The 19,864-nt window shown below is 71.8% G+C and carries 23 protein-coding genes; 11 read left to right on the top strand and 12 right to left on the bottom strand.

What is annotated here, in order from left to right; all coding sequences use genetic code 11:
• Positions 1-13 precede the first annotated feature (13 nt).
• The 8 genes from sufB to ABCS02_RS25220 all read left to right on the top strand — a co-directional run bounded on the left by sufB (position 14) and on the right by ABCS02_RS25220 (position 8,618).
• Positions 14-1,432, top strand: a complete 1,419-nt coding sequence (sufB, locus tag ABCS02_RS25255; RefSeq protein WP_345838449.1) for a Fe-S cluster assembly protein SufB — start codon at positions 14-16, stop codon at positions 1,430-1,432.
• A 32-nt stretch (positions 1,433-1,464) separates the two neighbouring features.
• On the top strand, positions 1,465-2,655 hold the full coding sequence (sufD, locus tag ABCS02_RS25250; protein ID WP_345838448.1) for a Fe-S cluster assembly protein SufD: 1,191 nt from the start codon (positions 1,465-1,467) through the stop codon (positions 2,653-2,655).
• The gene (locus ABCS02_RS25245; protein WP_345838447.1) at positions 2,652-2,981 is read left to right on the top strand and encodes a non-heme iron oxygenase ferredoxin subunit; all 330 of its coding nucleotides are present in this window, start codon (positions 2,652-2,654) and stop codon (positions 2,979-2,981) included. The genes sufD and ABCS02_RS25245 overlap by 4 nt, the downstream gene beginning before the upstream one ends.
• Before the next feature lie 54 nt (positions 2,982-3,035).
• Complete coding sequence (gene sufC, locus ABCS02_RS25240) at positions 3,036-3,806, top strand: Fe-S cluster assembly ATPase SufC (protein ID WP_345838446.1); 771 nt, start codon at positions 3,036-3,038, stop codon at positions 3,804-3,806.
• 10 nt (positions 3,807-3,816) lie between these two features.
• Positions 3,817-4,146 (top strand): metal-sulfur cluster assembly factor, encoded by a 330-nt coding sequence (locus ABCS02_RS25235; RefSeq protein WP_345838445.1) that lies wholly within the window; start codon positions 3,817-3,819, stop codon positions 4,144-4,146.
• A 66-nt stretch (positions 4,147-4,212) separates the two neighbouring features.
• On the top strand, positions 4,213-5,766 hold the full coding sequence (locus ABCS02_RS25230) for an FAD-dependent oxidoreductase (RefSeq protein WP_345838444.1): 1,554 nt from the start codon (positions 4,213-4,215) through the stop codon (positions 5,764-5,766).
• Between the two features lie 9 nt (positions 5,767-5,775).
• On the top strand, positions 5,776-6,939 hold the full coding sequence (locus ABCS02_RS25225; RefSeq protein ID WP_345838443.1) for an aminotransferase class I/II-fold pyridoxal phosphate-dependent enzyme: 1,164 nt from the start codon (positions 5,776-5,778) through the stop codon (positions 6,937-6,939).
• Positions 6,940-7,019: 80 nt separating this feature from the next.
• On the top strand, positions 7,020-8,618 hold the full coding sequence (locus ABCS02_RS25220; protein ID WP_345838442.1) for an ABC-F family ATP-binding cassette domain-containing protein: 1,599 nt from the start codon (positions 7,020-7,022) through the stop codon (positions 8,616-8,618).
• Positions 8,619-8,630: 12 nt separating this feature from the next.
• Here the strand turns inward: ABCS02_RS25220 and ABCS02_RS25215 are convergent, their stop codons facing one another.
• Genes ABCS02_RS25215 through ABCS02_RS25190 form a run of 6 tightly spaced genes read right to left on the bottom strand, consistent with a single transcriptional unit; the run spans position 8,631 to position 13,052 of the window.
• Positions 8,631-8,957 (bottom strand): CHY zinc finger protein, encoded by a 327-nt coding sequence (locus ABCS02_RS25215; protein WP_345838441.1) that lies wholly within the window; start codon positions 8,955-8,957, stop codon positions 8,631-8,633.
• Positions 8,954-9,565 (bottom strand): energy-coupling factor transporter transmembrane component T, encoded by a 612-nt coding sequence (locus ABCS02_RS25210; protein WP_345838440.1) that lies wholly within the window; start codon positions 9,563-9,565, stop codon positions 8,954-8,956. The genes ABCS02_RS25215 and ABCS02_RS25210 overlap by 4 nt, the downstream gene beginning before the upstream one ends.
• Positions 9,559-10,242 carry an ABC transporter ATP-binding protein gene (locus ABCS02_RS25205; protein ID WP_345838439.1) on the bottom strand — a complete coding sequence of 228 codons (684 nt, stop codon included), beginning with the start codon at positions 10,240-10,242 and terminating at the stop codon, positions 9,559-9,561. The genes ABCS02_RS25210 and ABCS02_RS25205 overlap by 7 nt, the downstream gene beginning before the upstream one ends.
• Complete coding sequence (locus ABCS02_RS25200; RefSeq protein ID WP_345838438.1) at positions 10,239-11,363, bottom strand: thiolase family protein; 1,125 nt, start codon at positions 11,361-11,363, stop codon at positions 10,239-10,241. Before ABCS02_RS25200 ends, ABCS02_RS25205 begins: the two co-directional genes overlap by 4 nt.
• Positions 11,353-12,441 carry an AMP-binding protein gene (locus ABCS02_RS25195; protein WP_345838437.1) on the bottom strand — a complete coding sequence of 363 codons (1,089 nt, stop codon included), beginning with the start codon at positions 12,439-12,441 and terminating at the stop codon, positions 11,353-11,355. Before ABCS02_RS25195 ends, ABCS02_RS25200 begins: the two co-directional genes overlap by 11 nt.
• Positions 12,438-13,052 carry a biotin transporter BioY gene (locus ABCS02_RS25190; RefSeq protein WP_345838436.1) on the bottom strand — a complete coding sequence of 205 codons (615 nt, stop codon included), beginning with the start codon at positions 13,050-13,052 and terminating at the stop codon, positions 12,438-12,440. The genes ABCS02_RS25195 and ABCS02_RS25190 overlap by 4 nt, the downstream gene beginning before the upstream one ends.
• An 85-nt stretch (positions 13,053-13,137) precedes the next feature.
• On the opposite strand from ABCS02_RS25190, the gene ABCS02_RS25185 reads away from it, so the two are divergent.
• Positions 13,138-13,755 (top strand): TetR/AcrR family transcriptional regulator C-terminal domain-containing protein, encoded by a 618-nt coding sequence (locus ABCS02_RS25185; protein WP_345838435.1) that lies wholly within the window; start codon positions 13,138-13,140, stop codon positions 13,753-13,755.
• A gap of 11 nt (positions 13,756-13,766) precedes the next feature.
• On the opposite strand, the gene ABCS02_RS25180 is transcribed toward ABCS02_RS25185, so the two are convergent.
• Genes ABCS02_RS25180 through ABCS02_RS25165 form a run of 4 tightly spaced genes read right to left on the bottom strand, consistent with a single transcriptional unit; the run spans position 13,767 to position 15,802 of the window.
• Positions 13,767-14,666: an SURF1 family protein gene (locus tag ABCS02_RS25180; protein ID WP_345838434.1), complete on the bottom strand. Its 900-nt coding sequence runs from the start codon at positions 14,664-14,666 to the stop codon at positions 13,767-13,769.
• The gene (locus tag ABCS02_RS25175; RefSeq protein ID WP_345838433.1) at positions 14,663-14,878 is read right to left on the bottom strand and encodes a hypothetical protein; all 216 of its coding nucleotides are present in this window, start codon (positions 14,876-14,878) and stop codon (positions 14,663-14,665) included. Before ABCS02_RS25175 ends, ABCS02_RS25180 begins: the two co-directional genes overlap by 4 nt.
• On the bottom strand, positions 14,875-15,234 hold the full coding sequence (locus ABCS02_RS25170; protein WP_345838432.1) for a DUF3099 domain-containing protein: 360 nt from the start codon (positions 15,232-15,234) through the stop codon (positions 14,875-14,877). Before ABCS02_RS25170 ends, ABCS02_RS25175 begins: the two co-directional genes overlap by 4 nt.
• Before the next feature lie 37 nt (positions 15,235-15,271).
• On the bottom strand, positions 15,272-15,802 hold the full coding sequence (locus ABCS02_RS25165; protein ID WP_345838431.1) for a DUF4190 domain-containing protein: 531 nt from the start codon (positions 15,800-15,802) through the stop codon (positions 15,272-15,274).
• Positions 15,803-15,914: 112 nt separating this feature from the next.
• Here ABCS02_RS25165 and fabG point away from each other — a divergent pair, with 112 nt between their 5' ends.
• Positions 15,915-16,625, top strand: coding sequence for a 3-oxoacyl-ACP reductase FabG (fabG, locus tag ABCS02_RS25160; RefSeq protein ID WP_345838430.1), 711 nt, complete (start codon positions 15,915-15,917; stop codon positions 16,623-16,625).
• 70 nt (positions 16,626-16,695) lie between these two features.
• Here fabG and serB read toward each other — a convergent pair whose 3' ends face one another.
• Both serB and glgC read right to left on the bottom strand, forming a co-directional pair.
• A complete protein-coding gene (serB, locus tag ABCS02_RS25155; protein WP_345838429.1) occupies positions 16,696-17,328 on the bottom strand; it encodes a phosphoserine phosphatase SerB in 633 nt (210 codons plus the stop codon).
• A gap of 36 nt (positions 17,329-17,364) precedes the next feature.
• A complete protein-coding gene (gene glgC, locus ABCS02_RS25150) occupies positions 17,365-18,609 on the bottom strand; it encodes a glucose-1-phosphate adenylyltransferase (protein ID WP_345838428.1) in 1,245 nt (414 codons plus the stop codon).
• Positions 18,610-18,655: 46 nt separating this feature from the next.
• On the opposite strand from glgC, the gene glgA reads away from it, so the two are divergent.
• Positions 18,656-19,864, top strand: coding sequence for a glycogen synthase (gene glgA / locus ABCS02_RS25145; protein ID WP_345838427.1), 1,209 nt, complete (start codon positions 18,656-18,658; stop codon positions 19,862-19,864).

Here is a 19,864-nt window from a genome sequence, read left to right as displayed (position 1 = left end):
GGAGAGTGACGTCATGTCGGATGTGCTGATCGACCGGCCCGAGCTCGATGGCCTGGGAGTGTACGAGTTCGGCTGGCACGACCCCGATTCCGCGGGTGCCAGCGCGAAGCGCGGGCTCTCGGAAGCGGTCGTGCGCGACATCTCGGGTCTCAAGAACGAGCCCGAATGGATGCTGCAGCGCCGCCTGAAGGGGCTCCAGCTCTTCGGCCGCAAGCCCATGCCCACGTGGGGCGCCGACCTGTCGGAGATCGACTTCGACAACATCAAGTACTTCGTCCGCTCCACCGAGAAGCAGGCGCAGTCCTGGGAGGACCTCCCGGACGACATCCGCAACACGTACGAGAAGCTCGGCATCCCGGAGGCGGAGCGCCAGCGGCTCGTCGCCGGCGTCGCGGCGCAGTACGAGTCCGAGGTCGTGTACCACCAGATCCGCGAGGACCTCGAGGCGCAGGGCGTCATCTTCATGGACACGGACACGGCGCTGCGCGAGCACCCCGAGTTCTTCGAGGAGTACTTCGGCACGGTCATCCCGGCCGGTGACAACAAGTTCGCGGCGCTCAACACCGCGGTGTGGTCCGGCGGCTCGTTCGTCTACGTCCCGAAGGGCGTCCACGTCGAGATCCCGCTGCAGGCCTACTTCCGCATCAACACCGAGAACATGGGCCAGTTCGAGCGGACGCTGATCATCGCCGACGAGGACTCCTACGTCCACTACATCGAGGGCTGCACGGCGCCGATCTACAAGAGCGACTCGCTGCACTCGGCCGTCGTTGAGATCATCGTGAAGAAGAACGCCCGCGTGCGCTACACGACGATCCAGAACTGGTCGAACAACGTCTACAACCTCGTGACCAAGCGCGCCGTCGCGCACGAGGGCGCGACCATGGAGTGGATCGACGGCAACATCGGCTCGAAGGTCACGATGAAGTACCCGTCGATCTTCCTGATGGGCGAGCGCGCCAAGGGCGAGACCCTCTCGGTCGCGTTCGCGGGCCCGGGCCAGCACCAGGATGCCGGCGCGAAGATGATCCACATGGCGCCGTACACGCAGTCGTCGATCGTCTCGAAGTCGATCGCCCGCGGCGGCGGCCGCGCAGGCTACCGCGGCGAGGTCCGCGTCGAGCCCAACGCGCACCACTCCGCCAACACCGTGCGCTGCGACGCGCTGCTCGTGGACACGATCTCCCGCTCCGACACGTACCCGTCGATCGACATCCGCGTCGACGACGTGCAGCTCGGCCACGAGGCCACGGTCTCGAAGGTCAGCGAGGAGCAGCTGTTCTACCTCCAGTCGCGCGGCCTCCCGGAGGACGAGGCCATGGCGATGATCGTGCGCGGCTTCATCGAGCCGATCGCGCGCGAGCTCCCCATGGAGTACGCGCTGGAGCTCAACAAGCTCATCGAGATGGGCATGGAGGGGTCGGTCGGATGAGTGCCGCCCTCAGTGAAAGGACTGTCGGCTAGATGACGGCCACGACGCAGGCGCCCCGAGAGGCGCCCGGTTCGAGCGCGCACACGGACGGCCAGTGGGGCAAGGCTCCGGTCCAGACCCGGTCGGAGCGGTTCCGGTCATACGACCCGGCGCTGTTCGAGACGCCGACGGGTCGCGAGATCGCCTGGAAGCACACGCCGGTCGCCGTCGCGGCGCCGCTGTTCGAGGATGCCGCGGGCGACGAGGGTGCCGTGAGCGTGACCGTGAACGGCCCGTTCGCCGCCGCCGGTCTCCCCGTCGGCACCGCTCCGCGCGGTGAGGCGTTCGAGCCGGAGGATCTGCCGAGCGCGATCGCGTGGACGCGCGCCGCCGAGGCCCTGTACCTCAGCATCCCCGCGGACGCGGAGCCGGAGGCTCCCGTCGAGATCGTCTTCGCCGGCGGCGGCGCCGGGCTGCGGGCGCACGCGCACATCGTGGTTGAAGCCGGGACGAACTCCCGTGCCACCGTCGTGCTCCGGCACGTGGGGTCCGCTCGGTTCGCGCAGAACGTCGAGATCCTCGTCCGCGACGGCGCCCAGCTCGAGCTCGTCACGGTGCAGACGTGGGACGATGACGCCGTCCACCTCGCCGCGCACCAGGCACGGGTGGGCCGGGACGCGACGCTCCGCCACACGATCGCGAGCTTCGGGGGAGCGCTCGTGCGCGTCAACCCCTCCGTCGAGCTCGCCGGAACCGGCGCGAGCGGCCACCTGTACGGACTGAGCTTCAGCGACGCGGGTCAGCACATCGAGAGCCAGGTGTACCTGCACCACAAGGGCGCGGAAACCCTCGGCGACGTCCTCTACAAGGGCGCGCTCCAGGGCACGAACGCCCGCAGCGTGTGGGTCGGCGACGTGCTCATCGGGCCGAAGGCCGTGGGCACCGACTCGTACGAGGCCAACCGCAACCTCGTGCTGACCGAGGGCGCGCGCGCCGACTCGATCCCGAACCTGGAGATCGAGACGGGCGACATCCGCGGCGCCGGGCACGCGAGCGCGACCGGTCGCTTCGACGAGGAGCAGCTCTTCTACCTGCAGGCCCGCGGGATCCCGGAGGACGAGGCGCGGCGGATGGTCGTGCTCGGCTTCCTCGCCGAGATCGTCCAGAAGATCAGCGTGGCCCCCCTCCAGGACGAACTGCTCGCCCTCATCGAACGCGAGCTCGAAGAAAGGAACGCCGAGTGACCGCGCACCGCGTCTGTGCCCTCAGCGAGCTCGAACAGGACACTCCGCGTCGCGTCGAGGTGGACGGCATCCCGATCGCCGTCGTGCTCGACTCGAACGGCGAGGTCCACGCGATCGGCGACACCTGCACGCACGGCGACATCTCGCTCGCCGACGGGTTCGTGGACGGCGAGACCCTCGAGTGCTGGGCGCACGGATCGGCGTTCTCGTTGATCAGCGGCAAGCCGCTCAACCTGCCCGCGTTCGAGCCCGTCCCGGTCTACGTCGTCCAGATCGACGGCGACGACGTTGTCATCGATCCGACCGTTACGAAGGCGCTGCCGTAGGCATCGCCTGGTCAAGATCATCATCATGATGCCCATCACAAAGGAAGTCTGAACATGTCCGTCCTGGAGATCCGCGACCTGCACGTGACGGTCGAGACGGATGCCGGCACCACGCCGATCCTCAACGGCCTGAACCTCACGGTCCGCACCGGTGAGACGCACGCGATCATGGGCCCCAACGGCTCCGGCAAGTCGACGCTCGCCTACACGATCGCGGGCCACCCGAAGTACACCGTCACCAGCGGCTCGATCACGCTCGACGGCGCCGACGTGCTGGAACTCACGGTCGACGAGCGCGCCCGTGCCGGTCTGTTCCTCGCGATGCAGTACCCCGTGGAGATCCCGGGCGTCACCGTCACGAACTTCCTCCGCACCGCGAAGACCGCGATCGACGGCGAGGCGCCCTCGATCCGGACCTGGACGAAGGACGTCAAGAACGCGATGACGAACCTCCGCATGGACCCGGTCTTCGCGCAGCGCAACGTCAACGAGGGCTTCTCCGGCGGCGAGAAGAAGCGCAACGAGATCCTTCAGCTCGAGCTCCTGAAGCCGTCGTTCGCGATCCTCGATGAGACCGACTCCGGGCTCGACGTCGACGCGCTGAAGATCGTCTCCGAGGGCGTCAACCGGGCCAAGGAGCAGACGAACCTCGGCATCCTCCTCATCACGCACTACACGCGCATCCTCCGCTACATCCAGCCGGACTTCGTGCACGTGCTCGTGAAGGGGCGCATCGCCGAAGAGGGGGGCCCGGAGCTCGCCGAGCGTCTCGAGGGCGAGGGGTACGCCCGCTTCCTCGAGCCCGCCGCCGGGGCGGAAGCGTAGAATGACGGCCATGACCGCGACGCTCAGCCCTGAGAAGCTCGACGAGGTCACCGAAGGCCTCAAGGACGTCATGGACCCCGAGCTCGGGGTCAACGTCGTCGACCTGGGCCTCATCTACGACCTCGCGTGGGACGCGGAGAACGACGCGCTCGTCATCCACATGACCCTCACCTCGGCGGGATGCCCGCTGACGGACGTGCTCGAGGAGCAGACGGCGCAGGCCCTCGACGGCATCGTCGACCGCTTCCGCATCAACTGGGTGTGGATGCCGCCGTGGGGTCCGGAGCGGATCACGGACGACGGGCGCGACATGATGCGCGCCCTCGGCTTCGCGATCTAGTCACCCCGCTTCCCCGCGACTGTCAACGGTCCTCCCGGCAGCGGCGGATGGGGCTTGACTCGCGGCATGCCCTCGCTGTGGAAGCACGCCGCGGTGCCCGTCGCCGGCACGCCGTTCGAACCGGGACGGGGTCATGACGTCATCGTCGTCGGCGCCGGGATCACGGGTCTTGCGACGGCTTACGAGCTGCAGCGGACCGGTTTCGACGTAGCCGTCGTCGAGGCGGGCGAGGTCGCGGAGCTCGCGACCGGCGGCAACACCGGCAAGGTCTCGCTGCTGCAGGGGACGGCGCTGTCGCGCCTGCGGAGACACCACCCCGCCGCGCTCGTCCGCGCGTACGTCGAGGCGAACACCGACGGCGCGGAGTGGGTTGCGCGGCGTGCCGAAGAGCTGGGGGTCCCGTACGTCCGGCGGCCCGCGTACACGTATGCGCAGCGGCCGGATGCCGTCGGTGCGGTGCAGGCGGAGCACGACGCCGCGCGCGAGGCGGGTCTCGCGACCTGGCTGGCCTCGCCCACGGAGCTCGCCGGGTTCGGTTTCCCGGCGGCCGCCGCCGTGGTCCTCGACAACGCCCTCGCGATCGATCCGGTGCGGTTCGCGTCCGCGCTCGCGCGCTCCTTCCTCGCCGCGGGCGGACGCCTCCATCTCCGGACGCCGGTTCGCCGCGTCGGGGTGCTTCCGCGGGCGTGGGTCGAGACGGACGCCGGTCCGCTGTTCGCCCATCGCCTCGTCCTGGCGACGGCGACGCCGATCACCGACCGGGGGCTGTACTTCGCCAAGGTGGAGGCTCTGCGGTCGGCGTGCGTGTCGTTCCGGCTCGAGGGGCCCGTCTCCGAGGGCATGTTCCTGTCGGCGGACGCTCCGACCCGCTCGCTCCGCCCCGTGGCGGACGGCGACGGCCCCGTCGACGTCGCGCAGCTCGTCGTCGGGGGAGCGGGGCACAGGGTCGGACGCGCCGGGTCGGAGCGGGCGTTGTTCGACGAGCTCGTCGACTGGGCGCGGCGGACGCTTCCGGTGGGGGAGGAGACGCATCGCTGGTCCGCGCAGGACTACGCGCCGCACGGCCTGATCCCTTTCGTCGGCGCGATGCCGCGTTCGCTCGGGCGCATCCGCTTCGCCACGGGCTACGCGAAGTGGGGCCTCTCGAACGGACCGGCCGCGGCGCTGCGGATCGTGTCCGAACTGCGCGGCGTCCCTCGTCGCGAGCGCCCGTCCTGGATCACCGTGATCGGCACCCGCGTGACGATTCCCGCTGACCTGTCGCGCGGGACCGAGGCCAATCTCGCCGTCGCGCGGGCGGCGGTGGGCGGCTGGGCGGACGCGGAGCGCCGGCCGGTTCCGGTGTCCCGTCCGCCGGAGGGGAGCGGTGTCGTCGCGCGCCGCGGACTGCGGCCGGTCGGGATCTCGACGACCGATGGCGTCACGCGCGGTGTCGAGGCGGTGTGCTCCCACCTCGGCGGTGTGCTGGAGTGGAACGACCTCGAGTGCACGTGGGACTGCCCGCTGCACGGCTCCCGATTCGGTCCGGACGGCGTGCGCCGGGAAGGACCCGCGCGGCGCGACCTCCGTCCGATGGGTCGGGTCGGCATCGCCGGGGAGCCGCGGACGCCGTCGCGATAGGCTCGGCGGATGACCACGCCGCTTCGTGCCCTGCCGATGGAGGTGCTGCGGCAGAGGTCCAGCACGAAGTGGCGGACCTATCCGGACGATGTCCTGCCGATGTTCGTCGCGGAGACCGACTTCCCGCTGGCCCCCGCCGTCACCGAGCGGCTGGAGCAGGCCATCGCGATCGGCGACACCGGCTACACGCCGCCGCGCCTCGCGCTCGCGGAGTCGTACGCCGCCTTCGCGCGTCGCCGGCACGGCTGGGAGGTCGATCCGGCACGGATCCGCTGGACGGGCGACGTCATGATGGGCGTCGTCGAGGTGCTGCGCGCCACGGTGCGCCCCGGCGACCGCGTCGTGGTCATGCCGCCGGTCTACCCGCCGTTCTTCGACAGCGTCGAGGAGGCGGGCGGCGTCGTCGAACGGGTGCCGCTGCGCGACACGGGCGAGGGCTGGGAGATCGACCTCGACGGCATCGCGGACGCGCTGCGCGGGGGTGCGCGGGCGATCCTCCTGTGCAACCCGCACAACCCGACTGGGACGGCGCACTCGCGCGCTTCGCTCCGGGCGCTCGCGGGGCTCGCCGAGAGCCACGGCGCCGTCGTCGTCAGCGACGAGATCCACGCCCCGCTCACGCATCCGGATGCCGAGTTCGTACCGTTCCTGTCGGTCTCGGATGCCGCGGCGCGCGTCGGCTACGCCGTCACGAGCGCGAGCAAGGCGTTCAACCTCGCCGGGCTGAAGTGCGCGCTCATGATCACGGCGAGCGACGGCCCGTCGAAGGTCGTGACGGACCTGCCGTGGGAGGTGGAGTGGCGCACCGGGCTGTTCGGCGCGCTCGCCGCGATCGCGGCGTTCGCACCGGAGAGCGACGACTGGCTCGACGGTCTCCTGCTGACGCTCGACGGCAATCGCCGCCTGCTGGCGGACCTACTGGCTGAGCACCTTCCCGCGGCCGGTTATCGCATCCCGCAGGCGGGGTACCTCGGCTGGATCGATGTCCGCGCGTACGGCTGGGGGGACAACCCCGCGTCGCGCATCCTCCGCGACGCGAAGGTCGCGCTGCACCGCGGACCGCTCTTCGGGGACGAGGGCCGCGGCCATGTCCGCGTCAACTTCGGCTGCTCGCCGGAGCTGCTGACGGACGCGATCGCGCGGATTGGGGAGCTCGCCCGGTCGAGCCGGTAGGGAAGGGATCCCGCCGCGGGCGACTTATACTTGGGGGCTGGCCCGTCGGCCGCTTCCCTCTCTACGAACGGACATCCGCTGTGCTCGCCGTGCACGACCTCGAGATCCGCGTCGGCGCGCGCGTGCTCATGTCTGACGTGTCGTTCCGCGTCGGCGCGGGCGAGAAGGTCGGGCTTGTGGGCCGCAACGGGGCCGGCAAGACGACCCTCACGAAGGTGCTTGCGGGCGACCTGCTCCCGGCGGCCGGGGGCGTGGAGCGCTCGGGCGAGCTGGGCTACCTCCCGCAGGATCCCCGCAGCGGCGACCCGGAGGAGCTCGCGCGCACGCGCATCCTCGACGCTCGCGGCCTCGGCAGTCTGACGCTCGGGATGAACGAGGCCTCGCACGCGATGGCGGACGACGATCCGGATGTCGCGGCGAAGGCGATGCGGCGCTACGGGCAGCTCATGGAGCGGTTCGAGGCCCTCGGCGGCTATGCCGCGGAGGCGGAGGCGGCCGTCATCGCGCAGAACCTCGCGCTGCCCGATCGCATCCTCGACCAGCCGCTGAAGACCCTGTCCGGCGGTCAGCGTCGGCGCATCGAGCTCGCCCGCATCCTCTTCTCCGACGCGCAGACGATGATCCTCGACGAGCCGACCAACCACCTCGACGCGGACAGCGTCGTGTGGCTGCGCGAGTTCCTCAAGGGCTACCGCGGCGGCCTCATCGTGATCAGCCACGACGTCGAGCTCGTGGGGGAGACGGTCAACCGCGTCTTCTACCTCGACGCCAATCGCCAGGTCATCGACATCTACAACATGAACTGGAAGAACTACCAGCGCCAGCGCGTCGCGGACGAGGAGCGCCGCAAGAAGGAGCGCGCCAACGCCGAGAAGAAGGCGAGCGCGCTGCAGCAGCAGGCCGCGAAGTTCGGCGCGAAGGCGACGAAGGCCGCCGCGGCGCATCAGATGATGGCGCGCGCGGAGAAGCTCCTGTCCGGCCTGGAGGAGGTGCGGCAGGAGGATCGCGTCGCGAAGCTGCGGTTCCCGAAGCCGGCCCCGTGCGGGAAGACCCCGCTCATGGCCTCGGGCCTGTCGAAGTGGTACGGGTCGCTGGAGATCTTCACGGACGTCGACCTCGCGATCGACCGCGGGTCGCGCGTCGTCATCCTCGGGCTCAACGGTGCGGGCAAGACGACGCTCCTGCGGATCCTCGCGGGCGTCGACAAGGCCGATACGGGCGTGATCGAGCCCGGCCACGGTCTGAAGATCGGCTATTACGCGCAGGAGCACGAGAACCTCGACGTGTCGCGCTCGGTCCTCGACAACATGATGTCCGCGGCACCGGACATCACGGCGACCGAGGCCCGCAAGGTGCTCGGCTCGTTCCTGTTCACGGGGGACGACGTGCTGAAGCCCGCCGGTGTCCTCTCGGGCGGGGAGAAGACGCGACTCTCGCTCGCGACCCTCGTGGTGTCGAGCGCCAACATGCTGCTGCTGGACGAGCCGACCAACAACCTCGACCCGGCCTCCCGCGAGGAGATCCTCGGCGCTCTCGCGCACTACGAGGGCGCGGTCGTGCTCGTCTCGCACGACGAGGGCGCCGTCGAGGCCCTGAACCCGGAGCGCGTGCTCATCCTGCCGGACGGCGTCGAGGACATCTGGGGTCGCGACTACGCCGACCTCGTCACGCTCGCGTGACTCGGCGCCCGGTCAGAGCTCGAAATACAGGTGCGCGTGCAGCGCGCAGCGCGGGTTGAACGGTGCCCGGCACTCGGGGCAGGCGTCCGCGTCGAGGTAGGTCGCGATCGTGAGCACCGTGCCGCACGCGCCGCAGAGGATCGCCCGCTCATCGCACGCGTCGCGCGGCCACGGTGCGGCCTCGTGCCCGGCGCTCTCCGCGTGACAGAGGTGGCAGGGGTAGAACTCGCCGCAGCAGGCGAACCGGATCGCGACGATGTCGAGCGGCGTCCGGTAGTGGATGCACCGCGTCTCGCCGTCGACCACGTGCCCGAGCACGCGCGGGCGGATCGCGGTCACCGCACGCCCCGGGCGGTGAGGGCGTCGCCGAGCTCGTCGGCGTGCTTGAGGGCGACCACGAGGAACGGGACCACGAACGTGCGCAGGCTGGAGCGGACGCCGCGCGCCCGTTGTGCGTCGCGGATCTCGCGGGCGAGACGCCCGAGGACGGGGATCGTGCCGATCGTGACGGTCAGGAGGAGCGCGGCGCGTTCGGGGGAGAGCCGGATCCGCGCGAGCGGCCGGAGGCTGCGCTCGAGCGCGTCGAGCAGGGCGGTGACCGTCGTCGTGAGCACGAGCAGCCCGGCGAGCGCGACGGCCGCCGTGAGCCGGACGGTGTTCGCGACGGCGAGCTCCGGGCCGAGGAAGAACAGCTGCGTCGCGATCGTGAACAGAAGGATCCAGCGCAGCGCGTGCACCTGCCGCGCGAGCTCGCGCATCCCGAGCGCGCCGTCGCGCAGATCCGCGGCGGCGTAGACGAGGATGCCGGCGCCGGCCGCGACCGCGGCCGCCCACCACGTGGAGGGGAGGAGCGAGACGGCGAGCACGAGGGCGAGGACGAGCACGGTCTTCGGGCCGGCGGGCGTGCGATGCAGCCAGCCGTTCCCCGGGCGGTACAGGCTCAGCATCGGAGGCTCGCCTCGTAGCGGGCGATGACGTCCGCGGGCTCGCCGATCGCCTCGACGCGTCCGTCGGCGAAGAGCACGGCGCATTCGCAGCGTCCGGCCAGCGCGAGGTCGTGGGTCACCAGGACGAGCCGGTGACCGCTGTCGTCGAAGAGGTGATCCGCGACGCGGGCCGCGTTGCGGGCGTCGAGGTACGCAGTCGGCTCGTCGGCGATCACGAGCGCGGGATCACGTACGAGCGCGCCACACACGGCGAGCAGCTGCTTCTGACCACCGGAGAGGGCGTGGGAGGAGCGGCCGGCCAGCTCCGTCAGCCCGAACCGCTCCAGGGCGGCCTCGACGCGCTCCTGACGCTCCGCGCGTCCGAGCCCGGAGCTGCGAAGGGAGAAGGCGACGTCCTCGGCCACGGTGGGCATGATGATCTGCGCGTCCGGGTTGCTGAAGACGAGAGCCGTCCGGCGGCGGAGCTCGGATGCCTGCGTGGCCGGATCGAGTCCCAGGATGCCGAGCCGCCCCGATCGCCGGGGCACGAGCCCGCCGAGCAGGCGCGCGAACGTGGACTTGCCGGATCCGTTCTCGCCGATGACCGCGATGGTGGTGGCGTCGATCTCGAGCGTGACCTCGCGGAGTACGTCGACGTCGTCGAGCCGGACGGAGACGTCCTCGAGCCGGATCGTCATCGGACCACCTCGAACACCGCGGCGATCCCGAGCCCGCCGCCGACGGACGCGGCGGCGACGCCGCGCGTGCCGGGGGCGGCGCCCCCGCGCACGAGCCGGCTGAACAGCCGCACGACGGCCACGGCCCCGCTCGCACCCCAGGGATGCCCGAGGGCGAGCGCGCCGCCGCCGGCGCTGACCCGGAGGTCGTCCTCGGCGATCCCGAGCCGGTCGAGCACCGCGAGGCTCTGCGCGGCGAAGGCCTCCACGATCTCGAACGCGGCGATATCGGTCTGGCGCAGGCCCGCGCGGTGCAGCGCGGCATCGACGGCGACCGCGGCGCCGAGGCCCGGCAGGGCCGGGTCGCAGCCGACGACGACGCCCGCCCGCACCGCGAGCCCGCGGGCGCTGCCCGCCGGCGCGACGACCACGACCGCGGCGCCGTCGCCGATACGGGTCGCGGTGCCGGCCGTGAGCGTGCCGCCGGGGAACAGCGGGGGGAGCCGCGGCAGGAGCCCCTCCGCAGCGCCGACCGCGTCGTCGTGCGCGAGTTCGGCCAGCGGCACGAGCTCGGCCTCGAAGCGGCCGGCGTCGCGGGCGGCCCGCGCCCGGGCGTGACTGCGCGCGGCATGGGCGTCCTGCCGGGCGCGCGAGATGCCGTCGTGCGCGGCGAGGTACTCGGCCGCGTGCACCATGTCAGGGTCCGGGAAGCCCTCGGGCGCAAAGGGCGCGCGCGCGTAGGGGATCCCGTCGACGGAGCGCACCGGGGCGGTCGACGCGCTCTCCGTGCCGCCCGCCACGCGCATCCCGGGGTCTCCCGCGCGGATCGCGGTCGCGGCATCCAGCACGGCCGCCAGGCCGCTGCCGCACTGCCGGTCCACCGTCCCGCCGGGGACGGAGGGATCCAGGCCGGCGGCGAGGGCGGCGACGCGCCCCAGGTTGCCACCGGGGCCCATGCAGTTGCCGAGCAGCACGTCGGCCACCGTGGGCGCCGCGCCCGAGGCCGCGGCGGCATCCGCCAGCGCCGCTCGGATGGCGCGGGCTGCGAGCTCCGCGGCGTCGAGGTGGGCGAGGGCGCGACCGCGTGTGCCGATCGGGGTGCGCCGGGCGGCGATGATGACGGGATCCTGCTCAGACGTCAAGGCGCGTCACCTCCCCGGCCAGCGCGCGGCGAACGGCCTCCGCGCGGGCGGGCTTTCCCGACGCGGTCCGCGGCAGCTCGCCCGCGAACCAGCGTCGCGGCCGATGGGCCGGAGCGAGGTGAGTCCGACTCGCGTGGCGGAGGGCGTCGATGCACGCGTCGCTCGCGTCCACGAACGCCGCGACGAGGGCCCCGACGGGCTCGCGTGGCCAGCCGAACACGATGGCGTCACGGACCCCGGGCACCGAGCGGAGGACGGCCTCGACCTCCTCGGGCACGATCGTCGCCGATGCCGTGAGGATCGCGTCGTCGGCGCGGCCGAGCAGCCGCAGGCACCCGTCCACGAGCTCGGCGCGGTCGCCGACCGTGGCCCAGTCCCCGTCGTGACGGAGCGGACCCGAGCCGCCGAGATACCCTCGGGCGACGAACGGCGACCGCACCCACAGCTCGCCGCAGCGGATATTGATCTCCACGCCGGGGAACGGCCGCAGCCCGTCGCCCTCGTCGATGGCGACGAACGAGAGCTCCGCGGCTCCGTAGTAGGCGACCACCCGGATGCCGGCGTCGTGTGCGCGGTCGCGGAGGTCCGGATCCATGTGCGAGCCGCCGACGAGCGCGGTCCGCACGGATGAGGGGGCGTCGTGCTCGAGCAGGGCGCGCAGTGCCTGCGGCGTCCCGTGGAAGCACGTCGCGCCGGATCCCGCGGCGGGCCCGATCAGCGGGCGCGGTCCTCCGCTGAGCGCGTGCGCCAGGGAGAACAGCGTGAGCGAGGCGGAGGCCGGCGCGGGGAGGGCGACAGCGTCGTCCGGGCCGGCGTCGAGCAGCCGGCTGACGATCGGGAACGACTCCTCCCACGACGACGCGCTGCGCAGGACGATGCGGGCGGGGCCGCTCGACCCCGAGGTGAGCGTGGCCCACGCGACATCCTCCGGCGGAGTGGCCTGGGCGGCCGCCACGAGGGAATCCCACGGGGCCGCGGGCCAGCGCGCGTCGCCCACCAGCGGGACCCGACCGGCGGCGCGGATCTCGCGCAGCCGGTCGAGGAGCGCCGGGGTGTCGCTCGGGAGCGGGACGATCACGGCATCGGCACCGGGGTGCGCTCGGCCGGCGCGGGCCACACGCGACGGAACGCCCGCGGGTAGGCCCGCACGAGCGTCGCGACGATCGCGGTGGCGAGCACGGCCTTCAGGAGGTCGCCGGGCAGGAAAACGAGGCTGGTCAGCGCGGTCTGGCCGATCGGCAGTCGCGTGACGAGGCTCTGCACCGGGATGCCGAACGCGTACACGACGAGGATGCCGCCGGTGACGACGCCGACGAAGGTCCGCCAGACGACCGGCTTGCGGCCGCGGGCGTGCACGATGAGCCCGATCACGATGGCGCCGACGATCCAGCCGATCAGGTAGCCGGCCGACGGGCCGAGGAACACGCCGATCCCGCCGCGGCCGCCGGCGAGCAGCGGCAGGCCGACCGCCACGAGGGCGAGGAGGACCGTCACCGACAGGCCGCCGAGCCAGGGGCCGAGGATCGCGCCGGCGAGCATCACGCCGAGGGTCTGCGCGGTGATCGGCACCGCTCCCAGGATCGTGAACGCGCCCGGAAGACCCAGCACGGCGATGATGCCGGCGAAGATCGCGATGCGGGCGAGATCGGCCGCATCGAGCCGGCGACGGGGGACGGCGAGATCGGTCATAGGGAGATTCTCCTGGGTGCGGCGGGTCGCGTGACGACCTGAACGGTGTTCACCGGGTCGTGAACGCCGTAAGTATAGTGAGAACGTGGAAGACGTCACACCCCGCCGGAGGCTTTCCCGAGAGGACGTCGTCCACGCGGCGTTGCGGATCCTCGACGACTACGGTCTCGCCGACCTGACGATGCGACGGCTGGCTGCCGCGCTCGACGTGCAGCCGAGCGCCCTCTACTGGCACTTCGCCAACAAGCAGACCATCATCGCCGAGTTGTCGGACCGGATCCTGGGCCGAGCACGGCCGGCGGACGCCGCCGCGGACGGCCCGGCGAGGCTGCGCGCCGAGGCTCTTGCGCTGCGCGACGCGCTGCTCGCGTACCGCGACGGCGCCGACGTCGTGGCCAGCACGCTCGCGCTGGGTCTGGGATCGGTCCGCCCGCAGGACCGCCTGGTGCGCGCGATCGCGGAGGCCGGGTTCGACCCCGGCACCGCGCGGGGAGCGGCGACCGCGCTCACCCACTTCGTCCTCGGACACGTCTCCCACGAGCAGCAGCGGATGCAGTACGAGAGCCTCGGCGTGCGCCCCGACGATAGCAGCCCGGACGCCGTCGACGACGGCGACTCCCAGCGCGAGTTCCTCTTCGGCGTGGGTCTGCTCGTCGGCGGCCTGATGGCCCTCCGCCCCGCGTCGTCCCGAGCCCGGGGCTGAGCCGCGCGGACTCAGCGGCCGGCGCGATCGAGCAGCGCGTCCTCGTCGGAGGCGTCGCGATCGGGACGCCGGCCGAAGAGCGAGCGTCGCCGGGCGACCCGAACGGGTGCGGCGTCCCCCTCGAAGAGCTCGGGGTTCGCCGCGCGCGCGGCGGCCTCGGCGGCATCCTCCCGGCGCTTGTGCACCTCGGTGCGGATGACGTAGCCGATGAAGACGAAGCCCATCACCGCGAACAGGATCCACTGGATCGCGTAGGACAGGAACGGACCCGGGTCGTTCGTCGGCGCCTCGAGCGAACTCGGGGCCGTCGCCGGCGCCGGATCCTCCGACATCATGACGATGTACGTGCTCTGGTCGAGCTGCGAGCCCTCGGTGCCCAGGCGCTCCGCGATGAGGGGGAGGTTGATCGTCGGCACCTGGCCGTCCGGCGCGGTCTCGCGCCCGGAGACGGGCAGCGACTCGCCCGGGAGCAGCCGCCCGATCACGGTCGCCGCGCCCGTGGGTGGAGTTGGCACCGAGTCGGGGCCGTCGCCCGCGCCCGGCGGCACCCACCCGCGGTCGATGAGGAGCACGCGCCCGTCGTCGAGCTGGAACGGCACGAGCACCTCGAACGCCACGGTCCCGCCGTGCGGGCGGTTGCGGGCGAGCAGCTGCTGATCCGGCAGATAGTGCCCGGTGAGGATGACCGGATGCCACTTGGCCGTGGACTCGTCGAACGCGCCCGGCGTGGGCACCAGCGTCGCGATCGGGACGGGCGGTGCGTCGTAGTTCTCGCTGACCAGGGCCAGCTCCGCGGAGCGATCCGCGTTGCGGCCGAACTGCCACTGCGACAGGAACGCGCACGCGATCGCGAACACGATCGCGATCCCGACGTAGATCCCCCAGCGGCCGAGCGCGGGCAGGCGCTTCATGCCGGCGCTCCCGCGGTCGCGGCATCCGTCAGGGGTGAGACTTCGAGGGGGAAGCGTCGGGCGTCCAGGAAGGCGCGCAGCTCCTCGCGGTGCTCGTCGCACGCGACCCACGTCTTACGTCGGTCGCCGTCATGGATGCGCGGGTTCCGCCAGTCGATCCGCCAGCGCGCCGCAGCGCCGCATCCCGCGCGGGAGCACGGCGCGGATGTCACGGGGTGGGCCCGTCGGACGTGCTGGGGGTCTCGCTGATCCGGATGACGGGCGGCTGCTCCGTCTTCGGCTTCTCGGCCTCGGGCGCGTCGCCGAGCGACCGCTCGGGATCGACGGCGGGAGCCACCTTCGTGTCCTGGCCGACGTTCGCGAGGACCACCGCGATGTACGGAAGGAAGATCGCTCCCGCGCCGAAGATCCACGTGTACCAGCCGTACGGCATCACGAGCACCATGAGCGCGAAGCAGACGATGCGCACGCTCATCATGACCAGATACGTGGTCGTGCGTTTGCCGGCGTCGTCGCGCGGGGCGCGTGGCAACGACGTCGCGGACTGCAGCCTTGCGATGCTCTTCACGGTGCTTCCAGCCTACGCCGCGCACCGGCACCCGGAGTCAGCTGTTGTAGTAGTAGTCCCGGTAGGTGAGCACGCCGCTGGACGCGAGGGCCGCGAAGAACCAGATGAGCACGATGATGCCGATCACCCAGAGGCCGAGGCTGACCCAGCCGATGATCACGCCGGCCAGCGCCATCCCGTGGCCGTTCTCGCCGGTCTTCTTGATCTGGCTGAGCGAGATGTGTCCGGTGATGACCCCGACGATCGAGGCGATGATCGGGATGATGAACAGCCCGACGAGCGAGGAGATGAGGGACACGATCGCGAGCGGGTTCGTCCGCGGTCCGGTCGGGTAGGGGGTGTAGACCGGCGGGGGGTAGGCCCCGGGGTACTGCGGTGACGGGGGCACCGGCTGGCCGTACTGCGGCTGCCCGTACGGCTGCTGCGGGGGCTGGGCGTACTGCGGCGGCTGCGCGGGAGCGGCGGGTTGTGCGGGAGGGGCGGGCTGCGCGGCCGGCGGCTCGGGGGCCGCGGGAGGGGTGGGGGGAGCGGGCGGCTGGGTCGGGTCCTCGGGGGTGGGATCGCTCATGGTGCGGCCTTTCGTCGTCCGGTGGCTCCAGGCTCGCAGCCCGGTGCGCGGGCTGTCAACGGGGCGTCTGTACAGTGGGACCCGGCCGCACGCCGAGGTAAGGAGCATCCGCATGGCAGAAGAGCGCGTCGTCCTGGTGACCGGTGGGAACCGCGGTATCGGCCGCGCGATCGCCGAGCGCTTCGTCGCCGACGGCTACCGCGTGGCGGTCACGGCGCGCTCGGGCGAGGGCCCGGAGGGTGCGCTGACGGTGCGCGCGGACGTGACGGATGCCGCGTCCCTCGACACCGCGTTCGCCGAGGTCGAGGCGACGCTCGGACCCGTCGCGATCGTCGTCGCGAACGCCGGCATCACGAAGGACACGCTCCTCCTGCGGATGAGCGACGACGACTTCGACTCGGTCGTCACGACGAACCTCGGCGGCTCGTTCCGCGTCGTCAAGCGCGCCGCGAAGGGCATGCTGAAGGCGCGGTGGGGTCGCGTCATCCTCATTTCGAGCGTCGTCGGGCTGCTGGGTTCGGCCGGTCAGATCAACTACGCGAGCTCGAAGAGCGCGCTCGTCGGCTTCGCCCGCTCGCTCACGCGGGAGCTGGGCAGCCGCGGGATCACGGCGAACGTCGTCGCTCCCGGCTTCATCGAGACCGACATGACCGCGGAGCTCCCCGAGGACCTCCAGGCCGACTACAAGAAGAGCATCCCCGCGGGCCGCTTCGCGACCCCCGATGAGGTCGCCGGCGTCGTGGCCTGGATCGCCTCCGACGCCGCCTCGTACATCAGCGGCGCCGTGATCCCGGTCGACGGCGGCCTCGGCATGGGCCACTGACCCCCGCTCCAGTGTCACCCGCGCACGGTTCCGGCGCGGGTAGAGCGTGCGCGAGTGACACTCGAGCGGCTCAGGGGAGGAGGGGGATGACCTCGCGGAGGTCGACCGGGCCGATCACGAGGTCGGCCTGGGCACGTACGGCGGGCTTGGCGTTGAAGGCCAGGCCCAGGCCCGCGGCGGCGAGCATCTGAAGGTCGTTCGCGCCGTCGCCGATCGCGATCGTCGACGACAGGGGGACGCCATGGTCCGCGGCCCATTCCCGGAGGGCGTCGGCCTTGCCCGCGGCATCCACGATGGGGCCGTCGACCTCACCCGTGAGCACGCCGTCGCTCGTCGCGAGCCGGTTCGCGCGCCACACGTCGACGGCGAGCGCGGGCGCCAGGTCGTCGAGGATCTCGTGGAACCCGCCGGAGACGACGGCGACGATCCCGCCGCGCTCGTGCACCGCGGCGACGAGCTCGTGGACGCCGGGTGTCGGCGTGATCCGCGCGCGGACCCGCGGGAAGGCCGACACCGGAACCCCCCGCAGCGCCGCGACGCGACCGCGCAGGCTCGTCGCGAAGTCGACCTCGCCGCGCATCGCGGCCTCGGTCGCCGCGGCCACCTCGAGGCCGCGGCCGGCCTCGTCCGCGAGCAGCTCGATGACCTCGTCACGGAGGAGGGTCGAGTCGGCGTCGAGGACGAGGAGAAGGCGCGCGGTCATCCCCCCACGCTAGCGAAGCGGAAGTGAGGCCTCGCGTCACCGCTCGATGTGGACGCCCTTGCCGACGACGGTGATCCCGGACTCGGTCACGGTGAAGCCCCGCGCCAGGTCGCGCTCCGTGTCGATGCCTACGGTCGCGCCGTCGGCGATGACCACGTTCTTGTCGATGATCGCGCGGTGCAGACGCGCGCCCGCGCCCACGTGGACCCGGTCGAAGAGCACCGAGTCGGAGATGTGGGTGCCCGCCTCCGTGAGACCCCACGGGCCGACCACGCTCCGCTCGAGGTGCGTGCCCGAGAGCACCGAGCCGAGCGACACGATCGAGTCGATCGTCTGTCCGAGGTTGCCCGCCGCGTCGCGCGCGAACTTCGCCGGCGGCGAGTTCACCAGCTGCGAGTGGATCGGCCAATGCCGGTTGTACAGGTTGAAGATCGGCAGCGTGGAGGTCAGATCCATGTGCGCGTCGAAGAACGAGTCGATCGTGCCGACGTCGCGCCAGTAGGCGCGGTCGCGGTCCGTCGACCCGGGCACGTCGTTGCGCTTCATGTCGTAGACGCCCGCCTCGCCGCGACCGACGAAGTAGGGCACGATGTCACCGCCCATGTCGTGGTTGGAGGTGGGCAGCTCGCCGTCCACCTCCACGGCCTCGATCAGGGCCTCGGCATCGAAGATGTAGTTGCCCATCGAGGCCAGTACCTCGCCGGGGCTGTCCGCGAGCCCGGTGGGCTTCTGCGGCTTCTCCAGGAAGTCGCGGATGCGCGCGGGGTCCGCCGGGTCGACGTCGATGACCCCGAACTGGTTCGCGAGCGAGATCGGCTGGCGGATGCCGGCCACCGTCGCGCGCGCACCCGAGGTGATGTGTGCGTCGAGCATCTGCTGGAAGTCCATCCGGTACACGTGGTCGGCGCCGATCACGACCACGATGTCGGGCTGCTCGTCGTTGATGAGGTTGAGGCTCTGCAGGATCGCGTCCGCCGACCCGGAGAACCAGCGCTTTCCGAGGCGCTGCTGTGCCGGGACCGACGTGACGTACGCGTCCAGGAGCGCCGACATCCGCCAGGTCTGCGAGAGGTGCCGGTCGAGACTGTGCGACTTGTACTGCGTGAGCACCACGATCTGCCGCAGATGCGAGTTGATGAGATTGGAGATCGCGAAGTCGATGAGCCGGTACTGGCCACCGAACGGGACGGCGGGCTTGGCGCGATCCGCGGTCAACGGCATCAGGCGCTTGCCCTCCCCTCCGGCGAGGATGATTCCGAAGACCTTCGGGGCAGCGGGCATGGCACCAGACTATGCCGCGCCCGCGCGGCCGTACTAGCGTCGAGACATGCGTGTTGACCTCGTCACGAAGGAGTATCCGCCGGCGATCTACGGCGGCGCCGGGGTCCACGTGACCGAGCTCGTCCGCGCCCTGCGCGCGCGCGATTCGGGGGAGCCGCTCGACGTCCGCGTGCGAGCGTTCGGCGAGCCCTGCGACGAGCCGGGTGTCGCGTCGTACCCGGTGCCCGCCGAGCTGCTCGCGGCGAACCCGGCGATCCAGACCCTCGGCACCGATCTGTCGATCGTGGCGGATGTCGCGGGCGCCGACCTCGTCCACTCCCACACCTGGTACGCGAACTTCGCCGGGCACCTCGCGTCGCTGCTCTACGGCATCCCGCACGTCCTGACGGCGCACTCCCTCGAGCCCCTGCGGCCGTGGAAGGCCGAGCAGCTCGGCGGCGGTTACGCCGTGTCGAGCTACTTGGAGAAGGCGGCGTACGAGTCGGCCGCGGCGATCGTGGCGGTGAGCGAGGGGATGCGGGCGGACATCCTCCGCAGCTATCCCGCGCTCGACCCGCAGAAGGTGCGCGTCATCTACAACGGCATCGACACGGCGGCGTGGGGTCCGCGGGAGGATCCCGAGCTGCTCCACGAGCTGGGAGTGGATCCGGGACGTCCCTCGGTCGTCTTCGTGGGGCGCATCACGCGCCAGAAGGGCCTGCCGTACCTGCTCCGTGCGGCCGAGCTGCTGCCGCCCGAGGTGCAGCTGATCCTCTGCGCCGGCGCACCGGACACGCCGCAGATCCTGGACGAGGTCTCCGGCCTCGTGCGCGGGTTGCAGGAGACGCGGTCCGGCGTGGTGTGGATCGAGAGGCTCCTGCCGCGCGACAGCCTGCGGGCGATCCTCACCGAGGCGACGACGTTCGTCTGCCCGTCCGTCTACGAGCCGCTGGGCATCGTGAACCTCGAGGCGATGGCGTGCGGAGCCGCCGTGGTCGGCACCGCGACCGGCGGCATCCCGGAGGTCGTCGACGACGGCGTGACGGGCCGCCTCGTCCCGATCGACCAGGTCGGTGACGGCACCGGGACCCCGCTGGATCCCGAGCGATTCGTCGCGGATCTGGCCAGCACGCTGACCGAGGTCGTGTCGGATCCCGGCCTCGCGGCGGCCTACGGGCAGGCCGGTCGGGAGCGCGCCGTGGCCGAGTTCAGCTGGGCCCGGATCGCGGATCAGACGGCCGCGCTGTACACCGAGGTGGTGGGGTCGGGCCGGTAG

The sequence above is a fragment of the Microbacterium sp. X-17 genome (assembly GCF_039615055.1).
The sequence above is the reverse complement of the archived record's forward strand: the minus strand, read 5'-3'. Positions and strand labels throughout refer to the sequence as shown.

Coding starts and splice junctions, on each gene's coding strand:
- sufB (WP_345838449.1), top strand. CDS start 14: ATGTCGGATGTGCTGATCGACCGGCCCGAGCTCGATGGCCTGGGAGTG.
- sufD (WP_345838448.1), top strand. CDS start 1,465: ATGACGGCCACGACGCAGGCGCCCCGAGAGGCGCCCGGTTCGAGCGCG.
- sufC (WP_345838446.1), top strand. CDS start 3,036: ATGTCCGTCCTGGAGATCCGCGACCTGCACGTGACGGTCGAGACGGAT.
- ABCS02_RS25235 (WP_345838445.1), top strand. CDS start 3,817: ATGACCGCGACGCTCAGCCCTGAGAAGCTCGACGAGGTCACCGAAGGC.
- ABCS02_RS25230 (WP_345838444.1), top strand. CDS start 4,213: ATGCCCTCGCTGTGGAAGCACGCCGCGGTGCCCGTCGCCGGCACGCCG.
- ABCS02_RS25225 (WP_345838443.1), top strand. CDS start 5,776: ATGACCACGCCGCTTCGTGCCCTGCCGATGGAGGTGCTGCGGCAGAGG.
- ABCS02_RS25210 (WP_345838440.1), bottom strand. CDS start 9,565: ATGCTGAGCCTGTACCGCCCGGGGAACGGCTGGCTGCATCGCACGCCC.
- ABCS02_RS25205 (WP_345838439.1), bottom strand. CDS start 10,242: ATGACGATCCGGCTCGAGGACGTCTCCGTCCGGCTCGACGACGTCGAC.
- ABCS02_RS25190 (WP_345838436.1), bottom strand. CDS start 13,052: ATGACCGATCTCGCCGTCCCCCGTCGCCGGCTCGATGCGGCCGATCTC.
- ABCS02_RS25180 (WP_345838434.1), bottom strand. CDS start 14,666: ATGAAGCGCCTGCCCGCGCTCGGCCGCTGGGGGATCTACGTCGGGATC.
- ABCS02_RS25165 (WP_345838431.1), bottom strand. CDS start 15,802: ATGAGCGATCCCACCCCCGAGGACCCGACCCAGCCGCCCGCTCCCCCC.
- fabG (WP_345838430.1), top strand. CDS start 15,915: ATGGCAGAAGAGCGCGTCGTCCTGGTGACCGGTGGGAACCGCGGTATC.
- serB (WP_345838429.1), bottom strand. CDS start 17,328: ATGACCGCGCGCCTTCTCCTCGTCCTCGACGCCGACTCGACCCTCCTC.
- glgC (WP_345838428.1), bottom strand. CDS start 18,609: ATGCCCGCTGCCCCGAAGGTCTTCGGAATCATCCTCGCCGGAGGGGAG.
- glgA (WP_345838427.1), top strand. CDS start 18,656: ATGCGTGTTGACCTCGTCACGAAGGAGTATCCGCCGGCGATCTACGGC.